Annotated in this window: 13 protein-coding genes; 9 read left to right on the forward strand and 4 right to left on the reverse strand. The window is 71.2% G+C overall.

Annotated features, from left to right (window positions below; all coding sequences use genetic code 11):
- Window positions 1-2: 2 nt before the first annotated feature.
- Entirely contained in the window at window positions 3-656 is a 654-nt protein-coding gene (locus ACFVXC_RS09210; RefSeq protein ID WP_389903185.1) for a hypothetical protein, read from the forward strand.
- Here ACFVXC_RS09210 and ACFVXC_RS09215 read toward each other — a convergent pair.
- The 3 genes from ACFVXC_RS09215 to ACFVXC_RS09225 all read right to left on the reverse strand — a co-directional run bounded on the left by ACFVXC_RS09215 (window position 653) and on the right by ACFVXC_RS09225 (window position 3,710).
- Window positions 653-1,999, reverse strand: coding sequence for a DUF1254 domain-containing protein (locus tag ACFVXC_RS09215; RefSeq protein WP_389903188.1), 1,347 nt, complete (start codon window positions 1,997-1,999; stop codon window positions 653-655). The two genes, ACFVXC_RS09210 and ACFVXC_RS09215, sit on opposite strands and share 4 nt — an antisense overlap.
- A 173-nt stretch (window positions 2,000-2,172) precedes the next feature.
- Window positions 2,173-2,445, reverse strand: coding sequence for a type B 50S ribosomal protein L31 (locus ACFVXC_RS09220; protein WP_389903191.1), 273 nt, complete (start codon window positions 2,443-2,445; stop codon window positions 2,173-2,175).
- A gap of 191 nt (window positions 2,446-2,636) precedes the next feature.
- Entirely contained in the window at window positions 2,637-3,710 is a 1,074-nt protein-coding gene (locus ACFVXC_RS09225) for a Ku protein (RefSeq protein ID WP_389903194.1), read from the reverse strand.
- 73 nt (window positions 3,711-3,783) lie between these two features.
- Between ACFVXC_RS09225 and ligD the strand changes: the two genes are divergently transcribed.
- The 3 genes from ligD (at window position 3,784) to ACFVXC_RS09240 (ending at window position 6,147) form a co-directional block, all read left to right on the forward strand.
- A complete protein-coding gene (ligD, locus tag ACFVXC_RS09230; RefSeq protein WP_389903197.1) occupies window positions 3,784-4,686 on the forward strand; it encodes a non-homologous end-joining DNA ligase in 903 nt (300 codons plus the stop codon).
- Window positions 4,683-5,564 (forward strand): ATP-dependent DNA ligase, encoded by an 882-nt coding sequence (locus tag ACFVXC_RS09235; RefSeq protein ID WP_389903200.1) that lies wholly within the window; start codon window positions 4,683-4,685, stop codon window positions 5,562-5,564. Before ligD ends, ACFVXC_RS09235 begins: the two co-directional genes overlap by 4 nt.
- A gap of 142 nt (window positions 5,565-5,706) precedes the next feature.
- Complete coding sequence (locus ACFVXC_RS09240; protein ID WP_389903203.1) at window positions 5,707-6,147, forward strand: nuclear transport factor 2 family protein; 441 nt, start codon at window positions 5,707-5,709, stop codon at window positions 6,145-6,147.
- A gap of 27 nt (window positions 6,148-6,174) precedes the next feature.
- Here ACFVXC_RS09240 and ACFVXC_RS09245 read toward each other — a convergent pair whose 3' ends face one another.
- Window positions 6,175-6,978 (reverse strand): nuclease-related domain-containing protein, encoded by an 804-nt coding sequence (locus ACFVXC_RS09245; protein WP_389903205.1) that lies wholly within the window; start codon window positions 6,976-6,978, stop codon window positions 6,175-6,177.
- Between the two features lie 294 nt (window positions 6,979-7,272).
- Here ACFVXC_RS09245 and ACFVXC_RS09250 point away from each other — a divergent pair, with 294 nt between their 5' ends.
- The 5 genes from ACFVXC_RS09250 to ACFVXC_RS09270 all read left to right on the forward strand — a co-directional run bounded on the left by ACFVXC_RS09250 (window position 7,273) and on the right by ACFVXC_RS09270 (window position 11,054).
- A complete protein-coding gene (locus tag ACFVXC_RS09250; protein ID WP_389903208.1) occupies window positions 7,273-7,632 on the forward strand; it encodes a hypothetical protein in 360 nt (119 codons plus the stop codon).
- Window positions 7,633-7,689: 57 nt separating this feature from the next.
- Complete coding sequence (locus tag ACFVXC_RS09255) at window positions 7,690-8,313, forward strand: class F sortase (protein ID WP_389903210.1); 624 nt, start codon at window positions 7,690-7,692, stop codon at window positions 8,311-8,313.
- A gap of 42 nt (window positions 8,314-8,355) precedes the next feature.
- Window positions 8,356-9,183, forward strand: coding sequence for a hypothetical protein (locus tag ACFVXC_RS09260; RefSeq protein ID WP_389903213.1), 828 nt, complete (start codon window positions 8,356-8,358; stop codon window positions 9,181-9,183).
- A gap of 16 nt (window positions 9,184-9,199) precedes the next feature.
- Complete coding sequence (locus ACFVXC_RS09265; RefSeq protein WP_389903216.1) at window positions 9,200-10,501, forward strand: ATP-binding protein; 1,302 nt, start codon at window positions 9,200-9,202, stop codon at window positions 10,499-10,501.
- Window positions 10,502-10,694: 193 nt separating this feature from the next.
- A complete protein-coding gene (locus ACFVXC_RS09270) occupies window positions 10,695-11,054 on the forward strand; it encodes an SH3 domain-containing protein (RefSeq protein ID WP_389903218.1) in 360 nt (119 codons plus the stop codon).
- The last annotated feature ends 28 nt before the right edge of the window (window positions 11,055-11,082 follow it).

Here is an 11,082-nt window from a genome sequence, read left to right on the forward strand (position 1 = left end):
CCGTGGCCGGCCCCGTACCTCCGGCACAGCCGCCCCCCGAGCGGCCCCCGCACGGCGAGCGGCCCCCGCACAGCAAGCGGCCCCCGCGCGGACCGCACACCCTGTCGTGGCGCTGGCGTCGCAATCCGCTGCGCCGCCCCACCGACCTCGTGCAGGCGTGGATCGCCGTCGGTCTGTTCCTCGCCGTCCTGACCGCCACCCCGGCCGCCGTCGTCCTGGTCGGCGACGCGGCCCGCCGTCACACCGAACAGGCCGCCCGGCAGCAGGCGGACACCCGGCACCGCACCGACGCCGTCCTCGTCCATGACGCGCCCCGGCACCCCAAGCCCTGGTCGGCACAGGCGCAGAAGGCCCGGTACCCGGCCACCGTCCGCTTCACCGACCGCAACGGAACCATCCGTACCGCGGAAGCGGACGTCGAGCCCGCCCTGCCCGCCGGGAACACCGTCCCCGTATGGGTCGGCGACGAAGGAGAACTCACCGACCCGCCCCTGACCAAGGCCGATGTCCGCGACCACACCAAGGGCTACGTCGTCCTGACGGCCATCGCCGTACCCCTCATGGGCACCGCCGCCTATGTCTGCGCGCACCGCAGGCTTGAGCGGCGCAACCTCGCCCAATGGGGAGCGGCCTGGGCCCGTACCGGAAGGCCCTAGCTCCGGCGGATCGGCGGCAGCTCGTACGTCCCGTCGAAGACCGCGGCGCGGGGCGTGTACATCCGCAGGACCGGGCGGAAGCGTCCGCCGGGGGTGGGCAGCCAGTTCGCGGCCGTCTTGTCGTCGGCGGGGCGTCGCGGCTGGAGGCGGAGGGTGAGGGAGCCGTCGTCGTCATAGCTCAGGCCCGGGGTGCGGTCGCCGACGGAGTAACGGTCGACGGGGTTGGCCACCAGGTGCCGGTCCGGCAGGTCGTAGACCGTGACCGACCAGAACGCGTCCACGGGCGGCGGCTTCTCGAAGCGCAGGGTGTAGGACTGCTCGCCCTCCAGGGGGCTGCCGTCGCTGTCGTTCCACGCCATCGCGTACGCCGCTTCGTAGCCGTGCTTGCCCCAGAGCGCGGTGTGGGCCGTCGTGGCGCGCAGCGTACGTCCCAACTCCCGGTCGGCGCAGATCCATTGGGGGTCCTTGAGCGTGCCGACCTCGAAGTGGTCGGCGTTGTAGTCGAAGGCGTGGTAGCTCAGCTTCCAGCCGTTCTGCTCGGCGCCGTCCGCGAGGGCGGATGCCTGCTCGACCTTCTCTTTGCCCGCGGCGTAGCCCGCGCGCAGCGCCTGGGCGAGGTCAGGGGCAGGCTGCGCGTAGGGGCCCTGCGCGTCCAACAGTCCCAGTCGGGCGAACCGTTGCTGGTAGGTCAGGTCCGCCTGCGCTGGCGGGAAGGCTGCCATCCGGATCCGCAGCTTCTCGTAGAAGAGCAGCTCCGGTTCGTCGTCGGAGATGTACGTGTGGGTCGGCAGGCCGCGCGGCTCGCCGGAGGCCGTCCAGTACGGCTCCAGGTGCGTGTCCTCCTGGAGGGCTTGTACCGCCGCCACGTCGTCCTGCCCCGTGCAGGCCCACCGCCCGATGACCGTCGCCACCTCGGTCGGTGCGGCGATGCGGGTGGCGCCCAGCGGGACCTCCTCGTCCCAGCCGGGTGGCGTCAGGAGGTAGCTGGCCGCGCCGGTGCCGGTGGCGCGGCGGCCCACGTACGCGAAGTTGTTGGTCCACGCGTCCACGAACTGCAGGACGTAGTAGCGATCGCCGGTGTCCGGGACGGTCAGGAGCAGGGCGCCGCCGGACAGGTCGAGCTGAGCGATCGAGTAGATGGTGTCAGGGTTGGCGTCCGAGGAGGGGTCGTCCGGCCCCGCGAGCCTGCTGCCGTGGCTGAACTCGTTGAACGGCGCGGGGGCCACCGAGCCCATGCCCTTGCGGGAGAAGCGGTCGACTTCGTCGACGTTGAGCACCATCGGGTAGCCGTAGATGTACGCCTCTGCCGCCAGCGCCTGGAGATCGATCGTGCCGTCGGTCATGCCCGCCGCCTTCTCGTGATCAAGCTCGTTCGTCGTTCGCCGTGCGTCGCTCGTCGTGCGTCGCCCGCCGTTCGTGATCAAGGTGCTACGGACATCGTCGGGCCGCCGTGGTCCTCCTGCCACTCCTGCGGGTTACGCGGCGTGGCGCGGGCGGGGCGGAGGACGGCGGCTCATCACTCCGGTGTGGCCGGGGGCGCCTGATCGCCGTAGCGGCGCTCGAACTTGGCCACCTGGCCCTCGGAGTCCACCACGCGGGCCCTGCCGGTGTAGAAGGGGTGGCTCTCGGAGGAGATCTCCACTTCCACCAGGGGGTACGTCTCGCCGTCGTCCCACTCGATGGTCTGGTCGCTCGCCGCGGTGGAGCGGGTGAGGAAGGCGTAGCCCGCGGAGCGGTCCCGGAAGACCACGGGGCGGTAGTCGCTGTCCCTGTTCTTTTCCTGAGTCATTTCTCAAGGTTCGCCGGGTATGGGCGCCGGGGCGAGCCTGGGGGCTCCACGCGGGGTATTTCCGGTACCGAACAGGCCTCTCCCACTCACCCGATCGCCCCGTGTCATCAGGGCGGGTGCCCTGCACGGCAGGGGGCGGCCAGGTCAGCCGGGGAGCGGTGGGTGGCCCACATGGCCGAGAATCGTCCGTCCTACGCCGAAGATGCCCGCTTCTTCGCGGGAGCCTTCTTCGCCTGCGTCTTCTTCGCCCGCGTTCTGCTCGCCGGCGTTCTGCTCGCCGCCGCCTTCGACGTCGACTTCTTCGGCTCCGTCTTCTTTGCTGCCGAGGACTTCGTCGAGGACTTCTTCGCCGTCGACTTCTTGCCCCCCACCTCCTTCGGCGCCGTCGCCGCAGTCCGCTTCCGTCCGCCCCTCGCCAGCGGTGTCACCTCCGCCTCCTCCTCCGCCCCCTTCTCTCCCTTCTCTCCCTTTTCCGCCCTCTTCTCCCCCTTCTTCGCCGCGCGCACACTGTTCTCCAGCGCGGCCATCAGGTCGATCACCTTGCCCCCGCCCTCCTCATCGGCCTCCCCGGCCGGCTCCGCCGGGCTCGTGCCGTCGGTCTTGGCGGTGATGAGTTCCTCCACCGCCGTGCGGTAGTCGTCGTGCAGGGAGGACAGCTCGACCTCCCCCAGCGTGTCCATCAGCGCGTCCGCCAGGTCCAGCTCCGCGTCCCGCACCTTGACCTGGGAATCCGGGGCCACCCCCTCCGACGTACGGATCTCGTCCGGCCACAGCAGCCCGTGCATCGCGATCACGTCGTCCACCACCCGCAGCATCCCAAGACGCTCCCGCCCCCGCAGCGCGAACTTGGCCACCGCCACCTTCTCGCTCCGCTTCAACGCCTCCCGCAGCAGCGTGTACGGCTTTGTCGCTGGCACCCCGTTGGCCGACAGGTAGTACGCCGTGTCCATCTGCATCGGATCGATCCGGTCCACCGGCACGAAGGCGACGATCTCGATCGTCTTGGCCGTCGGAATCGGCAGGGCGGCCAGATCCTCGTCCGTGATCGGGATGATCGAGCCGTCCGCGTCCTCGTACCCCTTGCCGATCTCGGCGGGCGTCACCTCCCGCTCCTCCAGCTCGCACACCTTGCGATAGCGGATCCGGCCCCCGTCCTCCGTATGGATCTGCCGGAAGGAGACCGAGTGGTTCTCGGTGGCGTTCACGAGCTTGATCGGGATGCTGACCAAGCCGAAGGAGATCGCACCGTTCCATATGGATCGCACGTCAGGCACCTCTCAGCAGCAGCCGAGTGTCGAAATTCGGGTGGTTAGTCACCATTCGTGGGATTCTCATCGTATGACGCCGATCACCGACGTGGAGGGGCGGCGGCTGACCCTCAGCAACCTCGACAAGGTGCTGTACACCGCGTCCGGCTTCACCAAAGGCGAGATGCTGCACTACTACGCCAGTACGGCCGGGGCCCTGCTCACCCATCTCCGCAATCGCCCCCTCTCCTTCCTCCGTTTTCCGGACGGGCCGAACGGCCAGCACTTCTTCGCCAAGAACGTGCCGCCCGGCACCCCCACCTGGGTGCACACCGCCGACGTACCGCGCTCACGCTCGGACGGGAACGCCCGGCAGGTCGTCGTGAACGATCTCGCCAGCCTGATGTGGGCCGCCAACCTCGTGACCGAGTTCCACACACCCCAGTGGCAGGCGGACGCCCCCGCCATGGCCGACCGGCTCGTCCTCGACCTGGACCCCGGCGCCCCCGCCACCATCGTCGAGTGCTGCCGGGCGGGCCTCTGGCTGCGCGAGCGCCTCCGGGCCGACGGCCTGCGCGTCCACGCGAAGACCTCGGGATCCAAGGGCCTGCATCTGCTCTGCCCCCTGGAGCCGACCCCCTCCGAGCAGGTCACCGCGTACGCGAAGGAGCTCGCCAAGGAGGCCGAGGCCGAGCTGCCCGACCTCGTCGTCCATCGCATGACGCGCAGCCTGCGCCCCGGCAAGGTCTTCGTCGACTTCAGCCAGAACGCCGCCGCGAAGACGACCGCCACTCCCTACACCCTCCGCGCCCGCGAGGAACCGACCGTCTCGACCCCCGTGACCTGGGAGGAGGTCGAGGCGTGCGGCAACCCGGCGGACCTCGTCTTCCTGGCCGGCGACATCGCGCCCCGCCTCACGGAGTACGGGGACCTCCTGGGCCCGCTCACCGACCCGGACCGGGCCCGGCCCCTCCCCCGTACGGCCGGATCATGATCACCCCGCCCCTCCGGGTCGCCCTCGCCGATTCCGTCACCGCGCTGCCGCAGGGCGGCGGCTGGGCCTACGAGCCGAAGTTCGACGGCCACCGTCTGGTCGTCTTCGCCGACGGCCACCGCGTGCGGCTGCAGGCCCGCTCAGGCCGCCTCGTCACCACCGCGTTCCCCGAGCTCGCCGAGGCCGCCAAGCGGTTGCCCGGCGGAACCGTGCTCGACGGCGAGGTGGTCGTCTGGGCCGACGGCCGCATCGACTTCGGTGCCGTCCAGCAGCGCGCCGCCGCCACCCGCTCGCACGCCACCCACCTCGCGCGCACGCTCCCCGCTTCGTACGCCGCGTTCGATCTGCTCGCCGAACAGGGCGAGGACTGCCGCGCCCTGCCCTACGAGGAACGGCGCGCACGCCTCGTACGCATCCTCGAACCGCTCGGCCCGCCGCTACAGGCCGTACCGATGACGACCGACCGCGAAACGGCCCTGACCTGGTACGAGACCCTGCCCGCCACCGGCATCGAAGGGCTGGTGGTCAAGCGGCTCGACGGCGCCTACCGGGGTGCGGCACGCGCGTGGCTGAAGCTGCGGCACAGCGACACCCGGGACGCGGTGGTGGTCGGCTTCACCGGGAGCAGGGGCCGCCCGCAGGCACTCGTGCTCGTCCTGCCGGGGGACGGCACTCCCGTGGTGTCGTCACCGCTCGCCCCCGCGCTGCGGACGGCGGCCGTCGCCGCGCTGCCGGAGGCGAAGGGCGAAGGGACCGCGATCGCCATCGGGATCGGTGAGGTCACCTATGCCGCCCTGCCGACGGAGCCGCCCGTGACGGTGGAGGTGCGGCAGAACACGACCCGGCACGCGACCGCGGTGGTCGTCCGCTTCCGTTGAGCTCTCACGGACACGCGCACGTATGCACGCACGCATGACTACAGGTGTGACCGGCGTCACTTCTAATCAAGTTTGACCAGAAGGAAAATCGAGCATACCTTTCTCCGCACGGCAAGCTAGTCAAACTTGATCAGGAGTGTGCATGACCGTTCTGCCCGAGACCGGATACGTCCCGACCGACGAGGACCGCGCGAGCCTGGCCGCCTGGTTCGCCGAGTACGACGCACACAGCGCGAAGCGCGATGTGGAGCGCATGGCCGACCTGGCCGTCTTCCCGCTCAACCTGGTCAGCGACGACTCCGCGGGTGACGGGCGCTCCGCGCAGTGGGACCGGGAGCAGTTCGTCGCGACCATGACGCACGTGATGGGGGACGGGAGCGGGGACGGGAGCGGGGACATCACCTTCGAGTCCACGCGCACGCCCGTCTTCCTCTCCCCCGCCATGGCCGTGGTCTTCACCGACTCGGTGATGACCACGAACGGCGAGAGCCAGCAGTTGAGGTACGCCGACATCCTGCTCAAGCGCGGCGGGGCCTGGGCGTTCCAGACCATGGTCCAGGGCGGCTGGGGCGACAACCTCTGACGCCCCGGAGGGGGACCAAGGGGAGGACTAGACCCGCAGCCACGTACGCCGGTCGCGCGCCATCGCGTGCAGCGCCTCGACATCGGCCGGTTTCAGTACGCCGCCGACGCTCGCGATGGCCGCCACCTCCACGTCGCGCACGATCCGCACGTCACGCGGCGGGCCGGTGACGTCGAGGTCCGTCGACCCGGAGAGCGCGAGGACCGGGCGGATCTCGGCCGTCAGCGCGAAGGACGCCCGGTCCGCGTCGGCGCGGATCTCCCTCACGAGTGGACGCGGGTCCGCGCGGCCGACCGTCACCATCGGATCGGCGACGCGGACCCGCTGCTTGCGGACGGCGAGCGTGTGCACGCTAAAGAGACCGCCAGGCCCGATCAGGAGGTGGTGGATGCGGGCGCCGCCCGGCAGCGGCACCGAGTGCAGGGTGTGCCAGCCCGCGCCTTCGAGGCCGTCGAGCACATCACCGATGGCCTGTTCGGCGACGAGCGCCCGCTGCCGCGGGTCGGCGCGTAACCGTCGGGCGGGGGCCGGGTCGCGGTCCAGGGCGATCAGGAGGGCCTCACCAGGGCGGTTCGGGGCCAGGTCGTCGTCCGGATGGAGGGCGAGGCGGGCCAGCTCGGCGGGGGTGGGGACGGGCGGCGGGCCGACTGAGAAGCCGCCGGTCAGGAAGGGGGCGAGGGCGCGCAGGACGGCACCCCTGTGCTCCTCGCTCAGCAGATTCACGCGGGACGACTGCCTCTCGTACCACGCCAGGCTCCTGCCGTCCGCGAGGCAGACATACAGCCGCTCCTGCCCGTGCCGCCAGGCCGGTATGACGCGCAATCCGCTCATGCACCATCACCCCACCGCCCATGGGAGCAGCAAGGACACGCCTGGGGCAAGAAGCTGTGCGGTGCGGACGGAAGCGCGGACGGAAGTTGAGCCATCCGTAACGGCACCGCCTGCGCGGTGATGGCCAGCTGTTACATAGTCGACGAATCGCCGCAATGGCGGACATCTAGCTTCAGAGGTGCCCCTTCCCATTCGTCGCTCCCCCGCGGCGACCAGCCGTTGGCCACCAGCCGTTGGCCGCCGACCACCGGCCGCCAGTTGCCAGTTGCCGGCCGCCAGCCGTTAGGACCGCCCGTGAGCATCCATCGCCGCCGCGCCACCCTCCGCACCGCCGCCGTGACCGCCGTCGCCACAAGCGCGCTCCTCGCACCGGCCGTCTCCGCCGTCGCCGCCGTCCCGGACGCACCGGCGCACGCCAAGGCCGCCACGAAGGACACGAGGGGCATGAAGGGCATGAAGGGCATGAAAGACACGGAGAACCTCGCGCCGGGCGCGCCCGTCACCCAGGTCGCGCCCAAGGGAAGCGTCAAGGCGGGCACTGAGGGGTTCAACAGCGGCGACCCCGTATTCATCGCCGCCGGTGGCGCCATGGCGGCGGCCGGTGCGGCCGGTCTCGGGTACTCGATGATGCGCCGCGGCCGCAGCGACGCCTGAGCCCGCCCAGCCCCACTCCCCCAGCACGGCACCGCAAGGCCACACCCAGGAGCCCCCGTGAGCACCCCCACCAAGCGCCGCCACCCCACCCGCATCGCAGCCGCCGCCACGCTGACCGCCGCCCTCGGCGTCGGCCTGATCGCCTGCGGCCAGGGTTCCGGCGACCCCGCGCCCGACGTCAAGGTCGACAACGCCGCCGCCGCACCCGCCGCCCGCCCCCACGCCCCGCTGGAGAAGTCCCGGCCCACGGGCCTGCGGATACCCGCGGCCGGTGTCAACGCCACATCGATGCTCGACCTCGGCGTGGCCGCGGACGGCGCGCTCGACGTGCCACCCGTGGACAAGGCGGACGAGCCGGGCTGGTGGACCGGCGGCGTCACCCCGGGCGAGAAGGGGACGGCCGTCCTGGTCGCGCACTACGACACCGCGGAGGGGCCCGCGCTGATGAAGAACGTGGCAAAGGTGAGAATGGGGGACAAGATCGAGGTGCCGCGAGCGGACGGGAGTACCGCGACGTTCAAGGTGCGCGAGATCGAACAGGTGAACAAAGGGAACTTCCCCACCCATAAGGTGTACGGGGTGACCGATCGACCCGAGCTGCGCCTGCTGACCTGCGGTGGCCCGATCAAGGACGGCCACCGCACCGACAACATCATTCTCTACGCCGACCTCGCGCCGTAGCCGAGCCGCCCCCGGGTCGCTCCGCCGGCAGGCAGGAGTGCAGTGCACCGCAGCCGTATCGCGCTCGCCGCGGGCCTCGTCGCGTCCGGGGCCCTGCTGGCCGGTGGCTGCGGCGACCCGGGTGAGCTGCGCAGCGCGGGCTCGACACCCACCGCGGAGGCACCCACGCGCCTGTGGCCGAAGCTGCCGCCTCCGTCGGCGCCCGCCGAGGACTACGGCACGATGGAGAGCGTGCCGGTCAAGGGCGTGGACGTACCGGGCGGGGACCTGCGCAAGGTGGACCCGGTCACCGTCGCCAAGGCCGATTTCGCCAAGAATCCGGGGATGTACAGCCGTTCGGACGCGGTCTACAAGGAGACCGCCCAGAAGCTGGCCGAATGCGAACCCGGACACAGCACCAGCACCGGCACCGGCCAACACTCCGCCGCCGACGACAAGTGCCCCGTCCTCAACGCCTACTACCGCGACCTCACCGGTGACGGCAAGGACGACCTCATCGTCGGCATCCGGCTGGCCCAAGGGCACGCCGAGAATCTCGACATCCGCGCCTATGCCGTGGAGAAGCAGAAGTTGACGCAGATCATGGAGATGGGGGACGCGGTGATCGGCGTCGAGCTCGCCGGACACGAGGTGATCGTCCGCGCCGTCTCCGGCATGCGGGGGTACGAGTACCGCACCGTCTGGTCCTGGGACTCCCACCAGAAGACCATGCTGCCGACGACCGACGAGATCGTCCGTTCCCCGAACGCGCCGTCGGGCAAGCCGTCGAGCAAGCCCTCCCGCAAGCCCGAGCCCGCGGCCAGCTTCCGCCCCGTACCTTCCACCTCCGCCGCCTCCTCGCCCTCGCCGTCCCCGAGCGGAAACCCATGAGCCACAGGATGAGCCGATGAGCCACCGGCTGCCGCGCGGGCTTCGGCCCCCCGCCTGGACGGCGACGCTGACCTGGAAGGCCGCGGTCTTCATCACCGTCATGTGCTGCGCGCTCGCCGCGCTGCTCGGCGCGCTCGTCCATGTCTCGGTGACCAACCAGACCGTGGGCCAGGCCCGCGACCACGCCCTCACCCGGCTCGACGACGCCACCGAGGCGTACGAGGCGGGCGACGACCTCGGCCCCGCCGCGGGGGTCGACCCGGCGGGCCTTCCCGTGCGGCTGCGGCATCTCGCGGTGAGCGGGGAGCGCGGGACGATGGTCGACACCCAGGAGTCCCGGCCGACGATGTGGGCCGCCGGACCCACCACGGACCGGCGCGCCATCGCCGTCCAGGTCGACTACTCCCAGGGCGCCCGCACCATCGACGGTCTCGACCGGGCCATCCTCGGCTCATCGGCGCTCGCGATCGGGGCGACGCTCCTGGTCGGGGCGTTCGCGGTGACGCGTGTGACGCGGCGCCTGCACCAGACGGCGAGGGTGGCTCGCCGGATCAGCACGGGCGACCTCGACGCCCGTGTGAACGACCCGCGCACCCGCGAGCCCGACCGCCGCCAGGACGAGGTGGCGGCGGTATCCGGCGCCCTCGACACGATGGCGTCCTCGTTGCAGGGCAAGCTCCAGAGCGAGCAGCGGTTCACCGCGGACGTGGCGCACGAGCTGCGCACACCGCTGACCGGCCTGCACGCGGCGGCCGAACTGTTGCCGCCGGGGCGTCCCACGGAGCTGGTGCGCGACCGGGTCGCCGCCCTGCGCACCCTCACCGAGGACCTTCTGGAGATCTCCCGGCTCGACGCGAAGAGCGAGCGCGTCGACCTGGACGACCACCGTCTCGCCCCACTGGCCGAGCGCGCGGCGCGGGGTTCGGGAGTCGGTGCCGAGCTGGTCGTCCTGCGCGATGTCTGTGTGGTGACCGACCGGCGGCGCCTTGAGCGGGTGCTCGGAAATCTCATCGCCAACGCGGACAAGCACGGACGGCGGCCCGTCGTCCTCACCGTCGACGGGCCGGTGGTCTCGGTGCGCGACCACGGCGCCGGATACCCGGATTACCTGGTGGAACACGGGCCGCAGCGGTTCCGTACGGAGGGGACGTCCCGGGGGCACGGGCTCGGTCTGACGATCGCGCTCGGCCAGACGGCGGTGCTCGGCGGGCGGCTCACGTTCGCGAACGCGGCGGACGGCGGGGCGGTGGCGACGCTGACACTGCCGTACGACGAGTCGGCTCGGGGCGATGCCAGGGATGCCGACGGGGCGGCTTGAGGGCGGTTCCAGGGGCGGTTTGACGCCGCGTGACCTTTTGCGCACGCCACATGCCGATTTTAATGTGAAGTGCGGCCTATGCCCCGAGTTCCACCACCTCAGTCCTCAAGGCCTCAAAGCCTCAAGGACCTCAAGGTGTCAGGACCTCAAGGCCTCAGGACCGCTTCGCATCCGCCTCCCAGAGGAGACCCCGATGTCCCTTCGGCCCACCGCGACCGGCACCCGGCTCGGCATACTCGTCGCCGGCGGCGCGCTCGCCGCCCTGACCCTCACCGCCCCCGCCGCCACCGCGGCCGACGACGCCACCAACAACCCGCGCGTCTACAAGGGCCGCGTCACCGCCAAGCACGGACTGCTGCTCCGCACCGCCCCCACCCGGGGCAGCCGCGTGGTCCGCAGCGTGCCGTACGGCAGGGTCGTCTCCATCTACTGCAAGACGACCGGCGACCACGTCAGCGGCAACAACCGCTGGTACCTGCTGACCAACGGCACCTGGGCATGGGGCGCCGCGCACTACATCTCCAACATCGGGCCCGCGCCGCGCTGGTGCTGACGCACCTCCAGCACACGGTGACATAAAC

Source organism: Streptomyces sp. NPDC058257 (genome assembly GCF_042881845.1).
GTDB lineage: Bacteria > Actinomycetota > Actinomycetes > Streptomycetales > Streptomycetaceae > Streptomyces.

Bases quoted from the DNA above. Each gene is read 5' to 3' on its own strand.
- ACFVXC_RS09215 (WP_389903188.1), bottom strand. From the start codon at position 1,999: ATGACCGACGGCACGATCGATCTCCAGGCGCTGGCGGCAGAGGCGTAC.
- ACFVXC_RS09270 (WP_389903218.1), top strand. From the start codon at position 10,695: ATGTCCCTTCGGCCCACCGCGACCGGCACCCGGCTCGGCATACTCGTC.
- ACFVXC_RS09235 (WP_389903200.1), top strand. From the start codon at position 4,683: ATGATCACCCCGCCCCTCCGGGTCGCCCTCGCCGATTCCGTCACCGCG.
- ACFVXC_RS09240 (WP_389903203.1), top strand. From the start codon at position 5,707: ATGACCGTTCTGCCCGAGACCGGATACGTCCCGACCGACGAGGACCGC.
- ligD (WP_389903197.1), top strand. From the start codon at position 3,784: ATGACGCCGATCACCGACGTGGAGGGGCGGCGGCTGACCCTCAGCAAC.
- ACFVXC_RS09265 (WP_389903216.1), top strand. From the start codon at position 9,200: ATGAGCCACCGGCTGCCGCGCGGGCTTCGGCCCCCCGCCTGGACGGCG.
- ACFVXC_RS09245 (WP_389903205.1), bottom strand. From the start codon at position 6,978: ATGAGCGGATTGCGCGTCATACCGGCCTGGCGGCACGGGCAGGAGCGG.
- ACFVXC_RS09220 (WP_389903191.1), bottom strand. From the start codon at position 2,445: ATGACTCAGGAAAAGAACAGGGACAGCGACTACCGCCCCGTGGTCTTC.